Origin of the sequence: Maribacter algicola, from assembly GCF_003933245.1 — a bacterium.
Lineage (GTDB): Bacteria > Bacteroidota > Bacteroidia > Flavobacteriales > Flavobacteriaceae > Maribacter > Maribacter algicola.
In genome coordinates this window covers 208,208-229,424 of record NZ_QUSX01000002.1, presented here as the reverse complement: position 1 = coordinate 229,424, position 21,217 = coordinate 208,208, and the positions used below count along the sequence as shown (strand labels likewise).

21 protein-coding genes are annotated in these 21,217 nt (G+C 42.3%); 12 read left to right on the top strand and 9 right to left on the bottom strand.

Going from position 1 to position 21,217, the window contains the following annotated elements:
• The first annotated feature begins 2 nt into the window (after positions 1-2).
• A complete protein-coding gene (locus DZC72_RS10190) occupies positions 3-1,367 on the top strand; it encodes a glycoside hydrolase family 113 (RefSeq protein ID WP_125222830.1) in 1,365 nt (454 codons plus the stop codon).
• A gap of 157 nt (positions 1,368-1,524) precedes the next feature.
• Entirely contained in the window at positions 1,525-2,427 is a 903-nt protein-coding gene (locus DZC72_RS10185; protein WP_125222829.1) for a DUF4382 domain-containing protein, read from the top strand.
• Positions 2,428-2,506: 79 nt separating this feature from the next.
• Here DZC72_RS10185 and DZC72_RS10180 read toward each other — a convergent pair whose 3' ends face one another.
• Complete coding sequence (locus tag DZC72_RS10180; protein ID WP_125222828.1) at positions 2,507-3,559, bottom strand: NAD(P)-dependent alcohol dehydrogenase; 1,053 nt, start codon at positions 3,557-3,559, stop codon at positions 2,507-2,509.
• 173 nt (positions 3,560-3,732) lie between these two features.
• Between DZC72_RS10180 and DZC72_RS10175 the strand changes: the two genes are divergently transcribed.
• Positions 3,733-4,218 (top strand): DoxX family membrane protein, encoded by a 486-nt coding sequence (locus DZC72_RS10175; protein ID WP_125222827.1) that lies wholly within the window; start codon positions 3,733-3,735, stop codon positions 4,216-4,218.
• On the opposite strand, the gene DZC72_RS10170 is transcribed toward DZC72_RS10175, so the two are convergent.
• Positions 4,215-6,374, bottom strand: a complete 2,160-nt coding sequence (locus tag DZC72_RS10170; RefSeq protein ID WP_125222826.1) for a TonB-dependent receptor — start codon at positions 6,372-6,374, stop codon at positions 4,215-4,217. The genes DZC72_RS10175 and DZC72_RS10170 overlap by 4 nt on opposite strands.
• Before the next feature lie 216 nt (positions 6,375-6,590).
• Here DZC72_RS10170 and DZC72_RS10165 point away from each other — a divergent pair, with 216 nt between their 5' ends.
• The gene (locus DZC72_RS10165) at positions 6,591-7,010 is read left to right on the top strand and encodes a DUF2141 domain-containing protein (protein WP_125222825.1); all 420 of its coding nucleotides are present in this window, start codon (positions 6,591-6,593) and stop codon (positions 7,008-7,010) included.
• Positions 7,011-7,097: 87 nt separating this feature from the next.
• The gene (locus DZC72_RS10160; RefSeq protein WP_243641713.1) at positions 7,098-7,469 is read left to right on the top strand and encodes an iron chaperone; all 372 of its coding nucleotides are present in this window, start codon (positions 7,098-7,100) and stop codon (positions 7,467-7,469) included.
• Between the two features lie 23 nt (positions 7,470-7,492).
• On the opposite strand, the gene DZC72_RS10155 is transcribed toward DZC72_RS10160, so the two are convergent.
• Positions 7,493-7,972, bottom strand: coding sequence for a Dps family protein (locus DZC72_RS10155; protein WP_125222824.1), 480 nt, complete (start codon positions 7,970-7,972; stop codon positions 7,493-7,495).
• A gap of 122 nt (positions 7,973-8,094) precedes the next feature.
• Here DZC72_RS10155 and DZC72_RS10150 point away from each other — a divergent pair, with 122 nt between their 5' ends.
• A complete protein-coding gene (locus DZC72_RS10150; RefSeq protein WP_125222823.1) occupies positions 8,095-9,033 on the top strand; it encodes a LysR substrate-binding domain-containing protein in 939 nt (312 codons plus the stop codon).
• A 1-nt stretch (position 9,034) separates the two neighbouring features.
• Here DZC72_RS10150 and DZC72_RS10145 read toward each other — a convergent pair whose 3' ends face one another.
• The gene (locus DZC72_RS10145; RefSeq protein ID WP_125222822.1) at positions 9,035-9,436 is read right to left on the bottom strand and encodes a hypothetical protein; all 402 of its coding nucleotides are present in this window, start codon (positions 9,434-9,436) and stop codon (positions 9,035-9,037) included.
• Positions 9,437-9,517: 81 nt separating this feature from the next.
• Positions 9,518-9,715, bottom strand: coding sequence for a hypothetical protein (locus tag DZC72_RS10140; RefSeq protein ID WP_125222821.1), 198 nt, complete (start codon positions 9,713-9,715; stop codon positions 9,518-9,520).
• Positions 9,716-9,900: 185 nt separating this feature from the next.
• Here DZC72_RS10140 and DZC72_RS10135 point away from each other — a divergent pair, with 185 nt between their 5' ends.
• Positions 9,901-11,169: a D-alanyl-D-alanine carboxypeptidase/D-alanyl-D-alanine-endopeptidase gene (locus DZC72_RS10135; protein ID WP_125222820.1), complete on the top strand. Its 1,269-nt coding sequence runs from the start codon at positions 9,901-9,903 to the stop codon at positions 11,167-11,169.
• Positions 11,170-11,275: 106 nt separating this feature from the next.
• Here DZC72_RS10135 and DZC72_RS10130 read toward each other — a convergent pair whose 3' ends face one another.
• Positions 11,276-11,869 (bottom strand): NUDIX domain-containing protein, encoded by a 594-nt coding sequence (locus DZC72_RS10130; RefSeq protein ID WP_125222819.1) that lies wholly within the window; start codon positions 11,867-11,869, stop codon positions 11,276-11,278.
• A 73-nt stretch (positions 11,870-11,942) separates the two neighbouring features.
• Here DZC72_RS10130 and DZC72_RS10125 point away from each other — a divergent pair, with 73 nt between their 5' ends.
• The 4 genes from DZC72_RS10125 to DZC72_RS10110 are packed head-to-tail and all read left to right on the top strand — an operon-like array spanning position 11,943 to position 16,454.
• Positions 11,943-13,649, top strand: coding sequence for a DUF885 family protein (locus DZC72_RS10125; RefSeq protein WP_125222818.1), 1,707 nt, complete (start codon positions 11,943-11,945; stop codon positions 13,647-13,649).
• Between the two features lie 3 nt (positions 13,650-13,652).
• Complete coding sequence (locus DZC72_RS10120) at positions 13,653-14,696, top strand: aldo/keto reductase (protein ID WP_125222817.1); 1,044 nt, start codon at positions 13,653-13,655, stop codon at positions 14,694-14,696.
• Positions 14,697-14,698: 2 nt separating this feature from the next.
• Positions 14,699-16,123 (top strand): Na+/H+ antiporter NhaC family protein, encoded by a 1,425-nt coding sequence (locus DZC72_RS10115; protein WP_125222816.1) that lies wholly within the window; start codon positions 14,699-14,701, stop codon positions 16,121-16,123.
• On the top strand, positions 16,101-16,454 hold the full coding sequence (locus DZC72_RS10110; protein ID WP_125222815.1) for a TIGR04076 family protein: 354 nt from the start codon (positions 16,101-16,103) through the stop codon (positions 16,452-16,454). Before DZC72_RS10115 ends, DZC72_RS10110 begins: the two co-directional genes overlap by 23 nt.
• 27 nt (positions 16,455-16,481) lie before the next feature.
• On the opposite strand, the gene DZC72_RS10105 is transcribed toward DZC72_RS10110, so the two are convergent.
• Both DZC72_RS10105 and DZC72_RS10100 read right to left on the bottom strand, forming a co-directional pair.
• On the bottom strand, positions 16,482-17,075 hold the full coding sequence (locus DZC72_RS10105; RefSeq protein ID WP_125222814.1) for a gluconate 2-dehydrogenase subunit 3 family protein: 594 nt from the start codon (positions 17,073-17,075) through the stop codon (positions 16,482-16,484).
• Positions 17,076-17,079: 4 nt separating this feature from the next.
• The gene (locus tag DZC72_RS10100; protein WP_125222813.1) at positions 17,080-18,780 is read right to left on the bottom strand and encodes a GMC oxidoreductase; all 1,701 of its coding nucleotides are present in this window, start codon (positions 18,778-18,780) and stop codon (positions 17,080-17,082) included.
• Between the two features lie 114 nt (positions 18,781-18,894).
• On the opposite strand from DZC72_RS10100, the gene DZC72_RS10095 reads away from it, so the two are divergent.
• Positions 18,895-20,463 (top strand): M81 family metallopeptidase, encoded by a 1,569-nt coding sequence (locus tag DZC72_RS10095; protein WP_125222812.1) that lies wholly within the window; start codon positions 18,895-18,897, stop codon positions 20,461-20,463.
• Positions 20,464-20,468: 5 nt separating this feature from the next.
• On the opposite strand, the gene DZC72_RS10090 is transcribed toward DZC72_RS10095, so the two are convergent.
• Entirely contained in the window at positions 20,469-21,122 is a 654-nt protein-coding gene (locus DZC72_RS10090; RefSeq protein ID WP_125222811.1) for a DUF2461 domain-containing protein, read from the bottom strand.
• Between the last annotated feature and the right edge of the window lie 95 nt (positions 21,123-21,217).

The following is a 21,217-nucleotide window of genomic DNA, read 5'->3' as shown; positions in this document are numbered from 1 at the left end:
TAATGCAAAAGCGTGGTATACATTTGGTTTTGCTGTACCTAGTCCTATGGGCAGCAACTTTTGTGTATTTCCTAGTCCGGTTTACCAGGAGAAATGAAAGCCTTTCTGAATATATCATCTTTTTCTTTGAACTGGCTTCCCGCAAGTTCATCCTCATAGGTTTTCATGTTCTTTTTATACTTTTTGGCCTACTTTATTTTGTAATCGTACATTTTATAAAAGTGGGACAAAAAAAGGGAAGCGCTACGGCATGGCGACAGTTTTCACTACGTTTTATATTGCCCATAGTACTTTTGATCGTAGGATTTAAGACCGTGGTCTTCATCAATGCCAACGAGGGGCACGATTTTCAATGGGACCATGGCGCCATGAACACATCGGGAAAGGCAAATCACTATTATGAAAGTGACCAAAAGCACAGGGGAGCCAGCGTTTTTGGTTGGTCGGACGACAATACCGAAGCGATAAACAACTTGATCAGGGCCAATGTGGAATGGGTTGCGGTCATTCCGTTTTTACATCAGGAAAACGAAAAAACCTCCCAGATGGACGTTCCGGAATCCATGGAAACCTACAGCCGAAGGGATTCCAGCATCGTGAGGGCTATCAACGACCTACATAAAAACGGGCTGCACGTGCATTTAAAACCCCATTTGTGGATGATGGAAGGTTGGCGGGCAAACATCCAATTAAAGGATGACGAGGCTTGGGACCTATGGTTTGAAAGTTACCGCAAGAACATGCTCAAGTACGCCAAAATAGCCCAAGAAACGAACACGGAACTATTCTGTGTGGGAACGGAACTAAAGACCTCAATAAAAAAACAACCCGAAAAATGGCGATTACTCATTTCGGAAATTCGTTCCATGTATGATGGCAAACTCACCTACGCTGCCAACTGGCACGACGAATATGAACATATCGCTTTTTGGGACCAACTCGACTACATTGGCATACAAGCCTATTTTCCTCTTACGAAAGAGGAACACCCCACTTTGGAAAGCATTGAAAAAGGCTGGGACAGACATTTGACCGCTTTGGAGGATATACATGAAAAGTATGACAAGCCCATTCTTTTTACGGAAGTGGGCTATAAAAGCACCCCGGATGCTACCATAAAACCATGGGAATGGGGTTCTTATTTTAATAAGTATACCATGAAGAAATCGGACCGGACCCAGCAACTGGCCTATGAGGCCATGTTCAAAAAAAATTGGGACAAACCTTGGTTTGCGGGCATTTATATCTGGGAATGGCAAAATAGGACCACTTCAGAAAGTGCAAAAACCGATCTTGATTTCTCTCCCCGTTACAAACCTGCCGAAAATGTGATTGCCAAGTGGTTCGGCACCAGCCCCAATAACTGAAAGAGTCAGTATTTTTTCGGTTTTGGACACATGCAGTTCGTCGAATTTGTGATTTCTTTATCGTTTCTATCTTCATTTTTTTGCAATTTCGCAGCGCCCAACTTTTTAAAATAACAAGGTTCCCTGATTCTTTGGGAACCATAAAAAACATTTTAAAATGAAAACAAATCTTTTTTTCACCCTACTCGCATGTACCCTATTTTTAGCTACTAGTTGTTCAGATGACTCTCCAAACATGGATGGAACGGGAAGGCTACGTGTACAAATGGTCGATGCCCCCTTTCCTTTTGATCAAGTGGCTGAGGCTAACGTAACAGTTTTTAAAATCGATGCCCGGTTGAAGGAAGGTACGAGGGTATCTGATGATGATCAAAGTCTAGTGGAGGATTCTGAGGAATTGTCCTCTCCTTTTATCGTATTGATGGAAGAGGAAATTCCCTTAAACCTTTTGACCTTGGTGAATGGAACAACGGCTAACATGGCCAATTTGGATGTTCCTGCCGGTACCTATGATTTGGTTAGGGTCTATGTTAAAGGAGTAAACGTAGTTCTAAAGGATGGCACTGAATATGAACTCAAAGTGCCAAGTGGAGATCAGACGGGTATCAAGGTTTTTATCAATCCGGGACTAACCGTGGTGGGTGGTTTATCAGCAGATCTATTATTGGATTTTGATGTAAGTAAATCCTTTGTAGCCAAAGGAAACACAAAAATAGCCGGAGGTATTAACGGGTTTAACTTCAAACCGGTGATCAAAGCATCAAATATATCTAAGGCAGGAACCCTTAAAGGCAACGTTTCAACACTCGTGGAAGAAACTCCTTTGGGACTGGAAGGTGCATTGGTTGAGATATTCAATGAAACCGATACATTGACGACCTTTTCCGATATAGATGGAAACTATATGATTATGGGAATTCCGGCCGGTAGCTACAGAACCACTGCAGGTTTGGAGACCTATGTTCAAAGCGATACCCTATCCGCAGATATAAATGCTGCCAACAGCACGGTTCAGGATTTTCTGTTGGCAGCGGAGCCAATAGTAGACGAAGGTAATTAAACACCTTCAGTTTGCATGGGATAAAATAAAAAGACGGTCAATGACCGTCTTTATTATTTCCGTATGCTCCTTTCCAGAATCAACTTTCCTTAAGCGATTTCATATCGATAACGAATCGATATTTCACATCCGATTTTTGAAGACGGTCATAGGCCTCATTTATATCTTGGATGTTGATCATTTCAATATCGCACACTACATCATGCTCCCCACAAAAGTCGAGCATCTCTTGGGTTTCCTTAATACCCCCGATCAAAGATCCGGCAATACGCTTTCTACCCATTATTAAACTTCCACCATGCAAGGGGTCCAGAGGCTCCACTGCACCAACAATGACCATCGTGGCATCCCTTTTTAAAAGATTGGCATACGGATTCATATCGTGTCCTACAGGAATGGTATTCAATAGAAAATCAAAACTTCCGGCATGTTTTTTCATGTCGTCCTCGTTTTTGGAAATAAGGACTTCATCGGCTCCTAATTTTTTGGCATCGCTGCTTTTATCCGGAGAGGTTGTAATCATGACCGTATGGGCTCCCATGGCATGGGCAAACTTAATTCCCATATGTCCCAAACCTCCTAAACCGATTACGCCAACCTTGTCACCCTCTTTTACGCCCCAATGCGCCAATGGCGAATACGTGGTAATACCTGCACAGAGCAAAGGAGCGGCTGCTTTGGCATCCAAATTTTCAGGAATCCGCAAGACAAAATCCTTATCGACCACAATGCTTTCGGAATAGCCACCAAAGGTATGCCCGCCCAAATGTTTGTCCTCGCCGTTGTAGGTAAAGGTGGCCCCATTTTCGCAAAATTGTTCCAAATCGTCTTTGCAAGCACCACAGGTCTTACATGAATCAACCAAACAGCCTACGCCAACCAAATCACCTTCTTTAAAATCCGATACATTGCTGCCTACTTCCAACACCTTACCAATGATTTCATGACCGGGCACGACCGGATATATGGAATTTTTCCAATCATTCCGTACCTGATGTAAATCACTATGACACACCCCACAGTATAGAATGTCAATTTTAACATCGTCTGATCTTGTACTCCTTCTCTCAATATTCAAAGGTTTAAGATCCGCTTCCTTGGAGGCAGCGGCATAGGCTTTTATAGCTGTCATTTTTACTTTTTTAAATTATTTTCTAAAGTTGAAAAAATTCTCTAGTATTCTTTGACGAATTTGAATAAAAACCTGACTCTTTCTAAATATAAAATTGGATAGAATGTTGCTATTTGCTAATTTCAAGGAGCACTAACCTGTGAATCACATAATTCTCATGATATTTTATTTCCATGGAGTATTATTTCAAGATAATTATAAGACCTTTTGAGGTTAGTGGTCATTTACCCAACCTAATACTATTGGTGCCTAGGATTTTAACAGGCTATTCTCTGTCATTCATATACGCACCAAACAAATTTGGCACCCCTTGGACACCAGATAGCATGGATTTATCTTGGTTTGAAGTATCTAAGGAATTTGTTAACCACATAGCATATCAGGGCTATCCCTTCGACGTTATGCCTAACCTTTTTGCTTGGTCAATTGGATTTATGGAAGCAGTGGGTGGCTTATTGCTCATTCTGGGGCTAAATACCCGCGTTACGTCGTTTTTTGTGTTCCTAACTATGGCTATGGGTATATTTGTCCGCAAATGGGACGGCTCTTGGGATATTTTGCCCGTTTTTATCTTCTTTTGTGTGAGTTTTTTCTACATGGGCTTCGGGGCGGGTAAATTCAGCTTGGATTATTATATAGCAAAACGTTATGTCAATTAAAGATTGTTCAACTGGTTGCTTTTGTTATCCTGGCTGATGGTCCAAAAGAAGCCTACAAAAAAGAAGCTATCGGCATTGGGCCGTATGGTACGTCTTTCAAAAGCACCAATATCATTGGGCGAATCCGCATATTGATATCCGTGGACATTATTGAATCCTGCCACATTGCTGATTGAAAAATACAGGATTTTTTGTTGGGACAGTAGGTAGGCCCAATTGATGCTCAAGTTATTGAAGGATTTTGTCCTTTCACTTAAAAATTCGGTCTTATTGGGATCGTTATAGGGCCTTCCAGAACCAAAATTATAGGAAAAACCCACTTGGGAACGCCAATCTTCGACCCAATATTTGGTGACCAGGGAAAAGCTGTGCTTTGGCGCAAAGTTTGGTGTGGCCCTTTCCCTAAAATTTCGATAATCCCGTTCCGTGTCCAAAAAGGAATATGACACCCAATAATCGAGATTGTCAAAACTTTTATTGTCCCGCCAGAAAAGGTCCAGTCCCGCTGCATAGCCACCGCCATTGTTGTTGAAGACGGAATTGAATTGGGGCATATCCGTATCGAACTTCACCAATCCGTCATAATTCTTATAATACCCCTCTGCCCTAAAGGTTTTCCCGTTATCCAAATATTGATAGTTTAAAATGTAGTGCGACGTTTTTTCCGATTCCAGGTTTTGGTCAAATTTCAAGTATTCCGCCCAAGGGTTTTGATAGAAATCCCCATAAGCCAAGGAAAACTGTCCCTTATCCCCACTTTTATAGGCCAATGAAAGTCGGGGTGATAGCGTTGTCTGCCCCAAAAGCATGCTATGTTCCATTCGTCCCCCGAGTTTCATGGCAAACCGATTGCTAAAATAAACATCGGTTTCTGCAAAACCAGCCCATAATCCATCGGTAAAACCATAAGGGAAAGGATCTATTCCGGCACTGCGGAACGTTTCATCAAAGTCTTGTACAAAATATTCCGTACCAAAATTCAATTGCAGTCTATTTGTAAAATTCTTGCCCATTTTGACCTTAAGGTGAAGGGCCATCTCACGGGAATCTATGTCGTTGTTCAATACATTGACATCGTTGGTATCATTGGAGATACTGGCGCCCGTGCCAAGCGTCCATTCCTTATCGAAAAAATGCTTGTAAGAAGCGTTCAGGTACAAGTTGTTGTTTTGCAGACTAAAGGGCACAAATTCCTCAAAATTGATATCGGCCTGCGCGATGTCCAAACTGGAATGATTGAATCCTGTATAGAGCTTGAACATACTTTTGTCCCCCATGCTTCGAAAAACCGCCTCCCCAGAAATGGATTCAAAAGGTTTGTTCCACCGCATGTCCTGATTGGAAGGAACCAACACCTGATAGGGGGCCAAGTTTATATAATTGGCATTCACACTTAGGGATTCTTGGCCCCATATTTCCGTATGCCCTAATCCTCCACCTACGGACATAAGGGAAATATCCGTTTTTTCCTGTTCTGGGATATCCGTTGTATTCAGCAAAAGGACACTCGAAAGGGCCTGGCCATATTCAGCGGAATACCCTCCGGTACTAAAGGTTATCCCCTTGAACAAAAAAGGAGAGAATCTGCCCCGAGTGGGAATGTTGTTCGCAGTAGCATTGAAAGGTTGAAAAACCCGTAGACCGTCAATAAATACTTGGGTCTCACCGGCAGCCCCTCCCCTAACGAACAACCTACCATCCTCATTTACCGTACTGGTACCTGGAAGGGTCTGTAATGCGGCCACAAAATCGCCTGCCGCCCCGGCCGTTGTGACGATATCCAGTGGTTTTAAAACGGACACCTTTGAATTATCACCTGCTTGAAAACTTCCAGCGGTCAAGGTAACGCCCGTTAATTCGTTTAACGCCTCATATAAAGTTATCTTAAGGTCCTTAAAATAGGAAACATCCCCTGCTTGTGAAAAAGGTTCAAAGGAAAGCATGGAAACCAACAAGTTTTGAGTACCGGTTTCCGTGGTCTCAAAGCTGAAATTTCCATGGGCATCCGTAGAGGCACCATCATAGGTGCCTTCCAAATAGACATTGGCCCCTTCTATAGGATGGTTCCTAGTATCCAGCACCACCCCAGAAACAACAGTTTGTGCATAGGTGGCCGTGGTAAAACAAATAAATATAAACTGATAGAAAATTCTCATGGTATTTTATTCCGATTGATTACGGAGCAAAACTCCACCAAGAGAAATGGATGTCAAATTTAGGCTGACCGAATTGTGGAATAAGTCCCCTGAATTGAAGTCGAAAAGCAGTGTTACAACTCACTCCAAAAATTCCACAATTGGGTAGATGTGTTTTTTTTGTGGTTGTGATATACCGCAATTTTGGGACATCGAATAACTTTTAAAACCGCAAACATGAAAAATTTAGGAATTATTTTAGGATTGGTACTAACAAGTGTATTGACTGGGTATGCCCAAGAAAAAAAGGGCGTCAACGTAACCGTAACCATTGAGAACGTATTGTCCAACGAAGGTCAAATCATTGGCTCCCTGCATACTGCCGATACCTTTATGAAAGGAGCCGGCATCCAGAACCAAAGTGTGGATGCCACAACCGGGGAAGTGACCCTCACATTTTCAGATGTGGAACCGGGAACTTTTGCCTTAATGTTGATGCACGATGCCAACGGAAACCAACGAATGGATTTTGAACCTACCGGCATGCCCAAGGAAAGCTATGCCACCACGGGAGAAATGACCTTTGGCCCACCAAGTTTTGATGGTTCCAAATTTGAAGTAGCCGATACCGATTTGGAATTCAGGATACGGTTCTAAAATAAAACAGCGATCATAAACAAAAAGACTTCCATTTGGAGGTCTTTTTTATGGAATGAATTTCCTAATTTTAAATCGATAACCTAGATGCACCTTCCTATGCCGACCATGATCAAGGCTTCCGATTTTGAGGGCTATGTTGCCCATTTCCCTATGGAAATACAGGAGCAATTGCGGGTACTGCAGAAACTGGTCAAAGAAACCGCTCCGAAGGCCGTGGAAGGAATAAGTTATGGAATGCCGGCGTACAAACTGAACGGGAAGCCTTTGGTATACTTCGCGGCCCAGAAGAAGCATTTTGGGTTTTATGCCACCCCTTCCGCACATGCGGCATTTGAGACGGAATTGGCAGGCTACAAGAAAGGGAAAGGTTCCGTTCAGTTTCCCTTTGACGAAAAACTTCCTTTGGGGCTCATAAAAAAAATGGTCAGTTATAAAGTTCGGGAACTTAGTAACTGACCATTTCGCAGGCTTTATATCCATTAAATATCTTCTGCAAGCCAAGCCTTCATCATCCAAACCGTTTTTTCCTGTTCCGTAATGAAGTCGCTCATCATGGAATTAGTTCCTTCGTCATCGGCCTCGCCCGAGACTTTTAGAATACCTCTTTCTATGGTTAGCAATTCCTTTAACGAATTGACAATCAACCGAATTGCTTCATCATCCTTGGTAATATTCTTGCCTACCGGTACCGAGGCCATATCAATGTAGTCCTCGAAAGTATGCATAGGAACACCGCCCAAGGTTAATATACGCTCTGCCAGCATATCTACTTTAGCGTTTGCGTCGGTGTATAACTCTTCAAACTTTAAGTGCAAGTCAAAGAATCTTTTACCCTTAATATTCCAATGTATTCCACGTAAGTTTTGATAATACCTTTGAAAATTGGCCAAAAGCAAATTTAAGTCCTTACTAATCTCTTCGGATTTGTCGGTTTCTAAGCCTATACTATTTAATTTCATATCTGTTTATTTATATATTAAGTTATTGATTGCAATACTAAGTATAAAGATATTGAATAAAAATGACGATAGTCATAAATAATATTGATAGTTTTAATACCTTTATCATTAAAATCATTAGCATGACAATTACCCAATTAAGATACGTATTGGCAGTCGCCGAATATCAAAACTTCACCTTGGCTGCAGAGAAAAGCTTTGTGACCCAACCTACTTTAAGTATGCAGGTTCAAAAGCTTGAGGATGAATTGGATGTACAAATATTTGACCGTGGAAAAAAACCGATTACGGTCACCGAAGTAGGCCAAAAAATTGTAGCCCAAGCAAAGAATATCGTAAACGAAGCCAACAGGATAAAGGATATTGTAGATCAGGAAAAAGGCTATATTGGGGGTGATTACACTTTGGGAATCATTCCTACCATCATGCCCACCCTTTTACCCATGTTCCTAAAAACATTTATCAACAAATATCCCAAAGTAAATCTCATCATCAAGGAACAAAACACGGAAAACCTTATTGATAACCTACAGGACGGTCACTTGGATGCCGCCATTGCTGCCACACCCTTGGAGGTGGACACCATCATAGAAAGGCCTTTGTATTATGAGCCATTTGTTGGTTACGTTCCAAAAAACCATAGATTGGGTACTTTTTCCACACTTGAGGTAGAAGATCTTGACGTTTCGGATATCCTATTATTACAGGACGGGCATTGTTTTAGGGAAGGTGTTTTAAATCTTTGTAAGGCTCCAAAGAAACTAGGAGGCGACCACTTTCAATTGCAGAGTGGAAGTTTTGAGACCTTGATCAATCTTTCCAACGAAGGCCTTGGCATGACCCTTCTGCCCTTCCTAAATACATTGGAATTGGAAGCCGATAAAAAGCAAAATCTCAAATACTTCAAGGAGCCCTCGCCGGCCCGGGAAGTAAGTTTAATCTATCATAAAAGTGAACTCAAAATCCAGATTACGGAGGCATTGAGGGATGTTATTTCCTCAGTTGTAAGAGGTGCAATTGCCTTTCAGGACGTGAAAATCATTAGTCCCCTTACTAAGTAATTCATTCCATTTTCAGATACTCGAAGGAACATCCTTCTATACATCTATTGGGGCTAACCGGGATAAGCAGCATTTTATTTCCCTTCAATTGAATCTGCGAGATATACTTAATGCTATCAGTATCGTTGGAAAACGTTCTTATGAGGGAATCGTTTCGCAGGTCAAAGATCCCTATGCCCGACTCAGAATTATCTTTCACTACTTTAAAAACGAAGTTCTTTTGGAATTCAAGGATTTCACCATCAAGCACCTCTTCCCAAAAGGGCGGTCCACCAATACTGTACTGTTGACGCACCATTTTCCAACTACCAAGAATCTTGCTTTCGGTAGGGTTAATTTCATTGGAATCATTATCGCAACCTACAAAAGCAAAGAACAAAATGAATGGAAGAAAGTATTTCATGGAACTTTTTTAGAAAAGATACCAAAATTTAAAAATGGTTGCATCACAAAACGAAAAAAGCCACTTCCCAGTGGCTTTTACTTATTTATTAAGGTACGTTAAACTTGGTCTAAGTTCCGGTTTATCGACCACGAAGGTTTCCAACCAGACCTTTAATTCAGCTACTTCCTCCGGTAGCAATCTCTCAAGGGCCTTTTTAAGCTCCTTATAAAACAATTTGGCATCAAAACTAACCTTTTGGAGTACCGTCTTACTATACTCCAACATTGTTCTTTTCATCTAAACACGTTTTTAAATTAGTTGTTGTGTAAATTTAAACCCCAAAGCGAATATAATATTGTAGTCAAAAAGTTAAAAACGACTAAAAAGTGTTAAATCGCTTCAGGATTTGATTTGACAAAATTTACGAAAACCGAAAATAAAATCCTAGAACATTGGTTAACAACAAAATACAATAGAGTTACATGCAAAAAACTATCCTTCTGTTCCTACTGTCAGCCCTTGTGTTTGGTTGCGCCAGCGTTAAAAAAAGAACGGAAAAAGCGATTGGTACAATCTTGGATTCCCCTTTTTTCGATAACCAATTTACCGGGTTTGTGGTACTAGATCCAAGCTCCAAGGATACGCTTTATGATTACAACGGCGATAAATATTTTACGCCGGCAAGTAATACCAAGATTTTCACCTTGTACACGGCCCTAAAAACATTGCCAAAAAAGGCACCCGCACTTAATTATCTTCAAAAAAACGATACCCTATTTTTTGAGGGAACTGGCGATCCTTCCTTTTTGCACCATTATCTACAGGACAGCACGACCTATTCCTTTCTAAAAAAGAGTAGCAATCTGGCATTCTCACATGCCAATTTTCAGGATACCCCCATGGGTCAGGGTTGGTCATGGGACGATTTTGCGTGGTATTATTCCCCGGAGCGAAGTGCTTTCCCTCTTTTTGGAAATACAGTCTTAATCCAACAAACACCAAATTTCAAAGTTTCCCCGGATTATTTTAAAGACAGTGTGGTACAGGTTCAAAATACATGGAACCGTGAAAAAGACAAGAACACTTTCTATTTTGATTCTACAGAAAGGGATACCTTGGAAATTCCCTATAAAACGGACGCACACACCATCAAAAACATTTTGGAGCGACTGTTTTCAAATTCGGTCGCCCTAGTCGATAAAATGCCCCAGGGCAAGAAAGAAACCCTCTACGGAATCGAGATGGATTCCCTATATGTTAGATTGATGCATGAAAGCGATAATTTCATTGCCGAACAACTGCTGATAGTGGCATCTGGAATATTGACGGATACCCTGAACTCGGAAAATGCCCGAAACCATATCTTAAAAAACCAATTGAAGGACCTTCCACAACATCCTAGGTGGGTTGACGGTTCGGGATTATCAAGATACAACCTGTTTACACCCAAATCCATGGTGTATGTGTTAAATGAAATGTATCAAGAAGTTCCAGAAGAACGGCTTTTTAGTATTTTTCCAGCTGGCGGAGTTTCGGGTACCTTGGACTCGTGGTATGGTGGAAAGGAAGCGCCCTACATCTTTGCAAAGTCGGGAAGTCTTAGCAATAATTATTGTCTGAGCGGCTATCTCAGGACGAAAAAAGGCCGTTTATTGATTTTTAGTTTTATGAACAATCACTTTAGACACTCCCCATCCGAAGTAAAAGAGCGAATGCAAACTATTTTTGAGGCACTACGGGAGGGGTATTAGATGTTCGTTGTTGGTTGTTCGTTGTTCGTTGTTGGATGTTGGTTGTTGGTTGTTGGTTGTTGATTGTTGGTTGTTGGTTGTTGGTTGTTGGTTGTAGGTAATAAAACTAACTATTAACTTCTATCAGCTTATTGATCTGCGCATATTGCAACAGCATCACGGTCTTGGCATCACGGATTGCACCACTAACCATCATCTGCAATGCATTTTCAAAGGGCATTTCCAAAACTTCGATATTTTCCGTTTCATCGTCCGCACCGCCTCCTGATTCAACCTTCATAGCGTCTTGATATTCCCCAATGAACAAATAGAGCTTCTGGGTTACGGAACCCGGACACATATACGTGACCAATACCTGTTTCACTTCCGTTAGCTGATACCCGGTTTCTTCCAATATTTCCTTTAAAATACACTCTTTGGGCGTAAGTCCGTCCAATAGACCCGCACATACCTCCACCATCATTCCATCCGTATTCTCATTTACATACGTGGGCATTCTAAATTGACGGGTAAGCACCACGGTTCCTTTCCGGGTATTGTACAAAAGTACGGCCGCCCCATCGCCACAGTCATAAGATTCCCGTTTTTGAACTTCCCAGCTACCATCAAACTTTTGATATTCAAAAGTATATTTGTTAAGGGTGTACCAATTATCAGAAAGAATCTGTCGTTTTATATTTTTAATTCTACCGTTTTCCATGCTCTAAATTTAACGAAGATTATCCCCATAAATTGCTATCTTTCCCAGCAAGACCAAACCTATATGAAAAGGTATGAAGACCTATGTTGGCCATTGGCTGCTTTTTTTCTTGTTAACCTTCTCCACCTCAGCCCAAGACTTGGGCGAACAATATATTTCAGCTTGGAAGGCATTTTACCCTTCCCAGGCACTGGAAGCGGGTATGCGGCCTTCTGTATTTCATTATGAAGACCTATCAGAAAATACGATTGACAAATGGCTGGAATTCAACGAACAAATTCTAACCTTACTTACCCAACCCAATGCCCAAATTGACCCTATTGACGGGAGATTACTAAGGGTTCAGGCACAGTCTGAAGTTGATACGTGGAAGAACCTAAGCAAGCATACCAATTCTCTCAATTTGTACGCGGAACTTATTTCGGATGCAATCCCAACGGTCATAAAAGCCGATTATCTTCTGGACCATGAGAAAGATGACCTAATTTGCAATCGGTTTGTATTTATGGAAAAATTGGCATCGGCTGCGCAAAAAAGTCTAAAATACATTTCAAAAGAAGATTTGGAACAAGGCCTCGAAAATTTATCAAAATCCCTTACCTATCTGACTCAGCATGACTTCAAAAATAGAGGTCCGAATTCAATTTCAAGGGAATGCCCTGCGATGGATTCCGCTATACAAAGTATGGAATCCTTAAAGGCATTTGCGCTGGAAAAATTTGAGGACAACACGTTACCTAAGACATCCATTCTAGGAAAACAGGAATATGATCGAAGGTTAAAATTGTACACGGACAGCGATTTAACTTCAACCGAATTGGCCGAAATGGCCTTGAACGAAATTGGGACGGTTCGTGATTTAATGGCTCAAGTATCAAAACAATACCTTCTAGAAACGTATCGAACTAAAAACCTTCCAAAAAATGACCTGGAAATAATTGATTTGGCCTTGGCCGATATGGAAAAGGACGCTCCCTTGAACAGTGCCGATTACCTTCAATTTTGGCAACAACTGGCCGATAGTGCCGTCGCTTTCATTCAAAAAAACAATATTGCCACCCTACCCCAAAATCAGACCTTACGTATTAAAACGGCCCCTGAGAGCGCCGGTCCCGCAGCACGTATCGGCTGGGTGGCGAGTGCGCCGCCATTCGACCCCAATCCCATGACCACGCTCAATTTGCCTTCCATTCCAGATACCCTCCCCCAACAGGAACAGGTGGATTTTTGGGCCTCGTTCAACAAGCCCTTTAACCGCATGATCGTTATCCATGAACTTTTCCCAGGGCATTACATGCAATTAAAAATCAGTCGGGAAACTCCGCATAGCCTAAGGTTGCTTTTCCCCTATGGTATTTTCATTGAGGGTTGGGCCACGTTTACAGAAAAAGTGCTATTGGATGCCGGGTGGGAAGCTGAAAATAAACTGACCCTTTTGGCACACTTGCGTAAACGCCTGGAAAATGCAAATAGGGCTTACACGTCCGTACAAGTGCATTGTAACGGCTGGAACCAAGATCAAGTTTTAGAATTCTCGACAGAAACCTCCTTATTGGCACCACAGTTCGCCAAAAGTCTTTGGGGACGAATCATAAACAGCCCCTTGCAGCTTACCTCCTACTTTTTGGGAGGTGCCCAATTCACTCAATTACTAAAAACCGAAAAGGAACGCTTGGGCGACAATTTCGATTTGAAATATTTTATGGATACCATTATGAAGGCAGGACCTATACCCATTGAAGAATTTTATGACATTTTAAATAATACAAGCCCCAATTAATCCATGAAACGAATAGAATTACAACCCGGATATACCATTTCAAGGGTGATTAAAGGGGGATGGCACTTGGCGGGAGGTCACGGGAATATCTCGGAAGAACAGGCCTTGGCCGATATGCGACACTTCGTAAAAGCAGGTATAACCACGTTCGATTGTGCGGATATTTACACAGGGGTAGAAGAACTCATCGGCAAGTTCAGAAAAAAATATAAAGATGAATTTCGTTCGGGAGAATTGTTACCGATTCAAGTGCACACTAAATATGTTCCGGACTATAATGCCCTGGCAACGCTCAAGAAGGAGGATACGATTCGGATAATTGACCGTTCGCTTAAACGCCTTGGTGTAGAACAACTGGATTTGGTACAATTCGCTTGGTGGGATTATCAATTCCCAAAATACTTAGAAACTGCTGTGCACCTTTCGGAATTGCAAAAAAGCGGAAAAATACGATTTCTAGGGGTTACCAATTTTGATACGAAGCACATTCAGGAAATGCTGGATGCCGGTGTAACCATTGCATCCAATCAAGTGCAATATTCCGTACTGGATCAGCGTGTTGAAAAGGATATGACCGCACTGGCCAAAGAACACAACATTCCCTATCTCTGCTACGGCACCGTGGCAGGTGGGTTCCTAAGTGACCGTTATCTGAACGCTCCGGACCCTGTACCCCCTTATGAAAATCGTTCCCTGACCAAATACAGATTGATTATTGATGAATTTGGAGGTTATGACCTTTTTCAAGAGGTACTTCAGGTGCTTAGAACGATTGCCGACCAATATCAGGTAGGTATCGCCGAAGTTGCTTGTAACTATATTTTACAAAAGCCAATGGTGGGTGGTATCATCGTTGGTGCAAGAAACCGTAATCATCTAGAAAGTCTACAGAGATTGGACAGTTTTACCTTAAACCAGAATGACCTTGTCAAAATAGAATCTGTTGTTTCCCGACGCAAAGGCCCCAACGGGCCCTTTTATGAATTGGAACGCGATAAGACCGGCAAACATGGTTCCATCATGAAATATAACCTTAACGAAGACTAAGTTTGAAACTTGACGAAACACAGGAAGCCCTTCCAAAAATTGAATTCTATGGTGGCACCTTAGGGACCTTGTTGCCCTTTTTCGTTTTCGTTTCCGGAGTGATTGGCATTGCCCTCTCCGGTGCTCCGGATGAACGTGGATTTTGGCCCATTTTAATATTGGCCTTAGGTTTAGGTCTTTTGCTTTGTAAGGACCGAACCGCATTTTCCGAAGTCGTGATTGCTGGAATGTCCCAAAAAATAGTGATGATCATGATCACCGCTTGGATCTTGGCATCTATTATAGGAGTCCTTTTGACACTTACGGGTTTTGTGGAAGCCTTGATCTGGCTTACCGATCAGGTAAAACTTTCGGGCCCAGGTTTTATTATCGCTACGTTCATCATTTGTTGTATCGTTTCTTTGTCTACGGGTTCAAGTTTCGCTACCATATTGATTTGTAGTCCACTACTCTACCCTACTGGCGGTGTTTTAGGGGCACATTTACCTTCCTTGGCAGGGGCCATTATTGGCGGAGCCACGTTTGGGGATTTTATTGCTCCTATTTCGGACACGACCATTGCCAGCGCCCTAAGCCAAGATGCTAAAATTGGCCCTACCATAAAAAGCCGATTGAAATATGTTTTTCCTGCAGCATTGTTTGCTTTGGTCTCCTATAGCGTTATGGCCTACAACAACGTAGGTACATCAAGTATTGCTGATATAGGTGGGTTGGGCAATCCAAAAGGACTCCCTATGTTATTGGTGCCCGCATTCATCATCTATCTTTTCCTGAAAGGAAAACACCTTTTGCACGGACTCTTATTTGGGTTACTTTTCGGAACAGTTTTGAGTCTAGTATTTGGACTTTTACCATTCGATAAGGTCATTGCCCTGGATATCGAAAATTTCACCACCAAAAGTTTTATTATCGATGGAATCAACAGGGCCGTTGGACTCAGTTTTTTTACCATACTCTTAATGGGTCTGGTAGCAACGTTAAAGGCCAGTGGACTTATGAACCGTTTGGTAGATTTTGCCACTGCCCAAGCAAAAACCGAAAAGCATGCCGAAGGTTGGATCGTTACGGTCATGAGTATGGCCGTGTTATTGACTACCCACAGCATTGTCGCTATTTTAATGGTGGCCGACTTTACAAAAAAAACGGGCGAACGATTGGGAGTATCTAAAATACGACGCGCCAATCTCTTGAGTTTGATTGCCTGTATATTCCCCTTTATAATACCTTATTTCATTCCTGTAATATTAATGGCGAACATGACGAAAACGGGCCAAGAATATGATATTCCGCAAGTGAGTCCCTTGGAAGTAGGTTTGTTTAATTTCATGTCATGGGGTCTTTTGATCATGACTGTAATAACCTTAATTTTTGGCTGGGGAAAGTTTAACGAAAGAAAAGATAACGATGAAAAAAGATACAAAACTTAGGGATGATCAGTTTGAACTCTATGATTTAACCGTGGTCGTTGAGAGCATTAGCGGTAACTGCACATGTAATATGAAAGTCAGCGATAAATTTCACCTAAAAGGTGGAAAATTATCCTTGCCGGATACCGCCGATTTTTGTTTGTATGCCCTACAATCCACCCTACCCCTGTTACCCGCCAAACAACGAAAAAATCATCCGGCCGACTGGATGGAAACCGACGCTCGTGTGGTCTGCCCCGATCCGGAATGCAAACTTATCATGCGAATCGACCGTGATAATCTAAGGGTTTTAAATCATGACGATGTGAGCCCAATTAAATGGGAAAAATAATGCCTGAAAAGTACAAAGCAGCTAATCCTACAGACTCCAGCGGTTTCCAACTTCAGATAGTGGCTTGCAAGGCTCAAACGTTCCTGGAATGGGGTCATAGCTCAATACATTCTCGCCCATTTCCTCAGATGTAAAATAAGCCCAAATAGCCATGGATTTCAAAGATCTGTAAAATCCTACTGGTTGTTGGTCCCCAACCGTAGTTCCCCAAACACCGGGATTGAACTTTGGAGAGCTCGCTTCTGCCTCTTTCAGCACGGCCGTTTTGTCGGCATCACTTAGTTCCGGAAAAATAGCTCCATATTTTCCCTTACAGGAAGCATTAAACTCGGCAATCGCATTGCGCATATTTTGTTGTCCTTCGGCATCATACGTTTGGGCAACAACTTTGTCTATGAACATATCGGCCTTTACATCCAATCCACCAGGGGTATCGGTAGTTGGTAAAATAGTATCTATTAAAGCGGAAATGGTCTTGGCTTCGTCCTCGGTAAAGAACTCAGGTTGCCAATCCAGCCTTGTTTCATTTTTACAAGATTGTAAAAGGGAAAAAAGAGAGGGCATCGCAATCGTTGCCCCTGCCAATAGGCCCGCTTTCTTAAGTGCTTTTCTTCTATCCATGTTCTTAGATATTAAATTTTTTCAATTCGGATACTGCATGATCTGCCGCTCTTGCCGTAAGGGCCATATAAGTCAATGATGGGTTGACACATGAGGAAGAGGTCATACAGGCACCATCGGTGACGAACACATTTTTTGCAGCATGTACTTGATTGAATCCGTTCAAAACGGACGTTTTTGGGTCCCTACCCATTCTTGCAGTTCCCATTTCATGTACCCCATATCCTGGCGGGTGTTCCTTATCAAAGCCCATCACATCTTTGAGTCCGGCTGTTTCCAACATTTCAACCGCGTCCTCTTGAATCTGCTTGTTCAAGGCCTTTTCATTTTCCTTAAACTCGGCATCTATGGTCAAGGTAGGTTGTCCCCATTTGTCCAACACATCTTTATTAAGACTGATTTTGTTGTCATGATACGGTAAACATTCCGCAAAACCGGTAATGAAGAATTCCCATCCTCCAGGTTTTAGGATACTGTCCTTAAAGGCGGCCCCAAAAGATTCCTCGTTTGCCGGGTTGCCTCCACGATATCCGCCCCCTTGATAGCCAAATCCACGTAGAAATTTATCGGACTTGGACTTCTCGTCGATATTCCAATATCTGGGGATGTAGATACCATTAGGTCTTCTTCCCTTGTAGTATTTATCCTCAAAACCATCAACCTTGCCTATGGCACCAACCCTGTAGGTATGATCCATTAAGTTATGGCCCAATTCTCCGCTATCATTACCCAAACCGTTCTCAAAACGTTTTGAGGTAGAATTCATAAGTATATGTGCCGTACTAAGTGCCGATGCATTCACGAAAATAATCTTGGAAGAATAGTCGATTACCTCATTCGTTTCCGCATCAATGATACGAACTCCCGTGGCCTTCCCTTTGGCATCATCATAAATAACTTCTTGCACAATTGAATATGGCCTAATGGTCAAATTTCCTGTGGCGTTAGCCGCTGGCAAGGTTACCGCATTACTACTGAAGTAGGCCCCATAAGGACATCCCCTACTACATCTATTACGGTTTTGACACTGTCCCCTTCCATTATGGGGCTGGGTCAAATGGGCGACCCTACCAATAATCATGTTTCTACCTTCAAAATTCTTCTCGATTCGTTCCTTCACATGTTTTTCAACACAGTTCAGTTCCATGGGAGGAAGAAAATGGCTATCGGGCAATTGTGGTAATCCTAAGGCTTCCCCACTAATTCCCGCAAATTTCTCCACGTAGGTGTACCAAGGTTCAATATCCTTGTATCGTATAGGCCAGTCTACACCGTGGCCATCTTTTGCATTGGCCTCAAAGTCCAAATCGCTCCAACGATACGTCTGTTTACCCCAAAGAAGGGATTTACCTCCCATTTGGTGACCCCTCAACCATAAAAATGGCTTCTCTTCCGTATAAGGATTGGCTTCATCATCCGCCCAAAAATGTTCGGTATCCTTGCCCACCCATCCTGAACGGATGTTCTTGTAATGCTTCTTTTTTTCTTCAGGAGTAAGACCGCCGCGGTATTCCATGTCCCAAGGATCCCAATTCATGGTGGGGTAATCCACTACATGCTCCACTATGGGGCCTCGTTCAAGAACCAGGGTTTTAAGCCCTTTTTCACAAAGTTCCTTTGCGGCCCATCCACCACTGATTCCTGATCCTACCACTATGGCATCGTAGGTCATGTCCTTTTTTGCGTCTATATTGAAATTGGCCATAAAAAATTATAAAATTAACCCAATAAAGATAGGGTTATTCGAGGATATGACAAGAGAATGCCCATCCATCAAACAAAAATTAGTAGTATTTTTAACGAAACTTAAGATACCCTTATGAAAAAAATTGTCCTCTTATTTGTCCTTTCCCTTTTTAGTTTTCTTGGGTGCAAAAATCAGTCCGAAGAGAAAACAGAACAAAAAGAGCTACCAAAAATCGCCATTGCCGGTTTAGGCATTGAATCCAGTACATTTTCCCCGGCACAAACCGAGGAAGCCGCTTTTCATGCTAGAATAGGAGATTCTATTTTTGGAAGATATTCTTTTTTTGATGCCGATAGTGATATACGTAAACGTGCGGAGTGGGTGCCTACCTTGTTGGGAAAATCCCTTCCAGGAGGTATTGTTACGAGAGAGGCTTATGAATCCATGGTAGAAAAAACCTTGAAAATGCTTAAGGAGAACATGCCCTACGACGGACTCTTCTTTGATATCCACGGGGCCATGAGCGTTGTGGGACTTGAGGACGCCGAAGGTGATTTAATCAAGCGTATAAGAGAAGTTGTGGGACCCGATGTGTTGATTTCGACCTCTATGGATCTCCATGGGAACGTTTCAGAAAGGCTGGCTAAACATAGTGATTTGATAACCTGTTATCGCATGGCTCCGCATGAGGATGCTTTGGAATCTAAAGAGCGTTCCATACGTCTCCTTTTGGAACGCTTGGAAAATGGTAAAGGAAAACCTGCATACAAGGCATGGATTCCCGTTCCTATTTTGCTGCCAGGGGAAAAAACAAGCACCCGTATCGAGCCCGGTAAAAGTCTATATGCCAAAGTTCCTGAAGTCGCAGACCAAGAAGGCGTCATAGATGCCGCAATCTGGATCGGTTATGCCTGGGCGGATGAACCCAGAAACCATGCCGTGGTCATGGTTACGGGTGACGATAAGGAAAAGGTTACTATGGGTGCTGAAAAATTGGCGAAGGCCTTTTGGGACGTTCGGCACGAATTTGAATTTGTAGCCCCCGTGGGAACTTTGGAAGAGAGCCTGAAATTGGCGCTTGAAAGTGACAAAAAACCTTATATAATAAGCGATATGGGCGATAACCCAACGGCAGGTGGCGCAGGGGATGTTACTTGGACCTTGGATAAAATCTTACAGCGACCCGAATTTAAATCGGGAGACGGGCCAACTTTGATTTATGCCTCCATCCCGGGACCGGAACTTGTGGAAAAAGCTCTGGAAGTTGGTGTTGGCGGTACGATTACTGGTAAAGCGGGATCTGCAGTGGATAATCGATTTGCTCCGCCTTTGGAGCTTTCCGGGACCATAGAAGCGATTCAGGAAGGAGACCGTGACGCCGAAGTGGAAGTGGTAGTAAAAGTAGGAAGTGTTCACGTCATCGTAACCAAAAAACGAAAGCCGTATCACCATAAAAGCGATTTTACGAATTTGGGACTAAAGCCTACAGAATCAGATATTATCGTGGTTAAAATCGGTTATTTGGTACCGGAATTATACGATATGCGTGGGGATTGGATCATGGCACTAACTCCTGGGGGGGTGGACCAAGATTTGGAACGATTGGGGTATCAGAATATCAAACGGCCAATGTTTCCATTGGATGCCGATATGGCAACTCCGGACTTAAGCGCAAGATTGATTCCAGCCTCTAATGAATAGGGGTTTTACACCGAAATCGCTTGGTTTAAATAAGCTCTAAAGGGTAACATTTCCCGATAAATCTCGAAAACCTTTTCGTTAAAATTAGGTTGGAACAGTTCCTCATTGTCAAATTTTACCATAACGGCAAAGGTTTTCTGCTTGAGCAAATCGATATGGGGATGGTCATCAGAAAAACCTTTTGGAGGCCTTGTCAATGTTACATCCTCAACTAGACCACCGAAAGTCTTTCTAAAAGATGGTTTTTCAAGAATGGCTTTTAGTTCCTCCCCATTATAATCAATGGCATCACGAATACTGGCCAATCTTTTGGGATCTGGTCGCCAAAGACCACCGGCGAACATGGATTCCTCCAAACCGATTTCAATGTAAAAATCGCCCGTATTGGGTCTTTTGTCCAAACCGGCCCCAAAATGATCTTTATAAATGGGTCGGTTTGGATGGTATAAAAGGTTGTTGTTAATTCTGTTGATTCCCTTTTTGCCAGGGGTATCGTAATACGCATCATATACTTTCAACAAATGCGTATTCAACACATCGAGCCAATCAATGAACTCATCCCTGACCGAATGGTACCACTTTCTATGGGCATCCATCCACTCTTTGTTGTTGTTTTTATTAAGTTCTTCTAGGAAGGTTATTAGGTTTTTGAAATCCACTTGTTTCGTTGTTAGTTCTTCGTTGTTAGTTGTTGATTGTTGGCATTTTGGCTAAGCGCCATGCGCTGAACGCCATTCACGAATTTATATTTGTT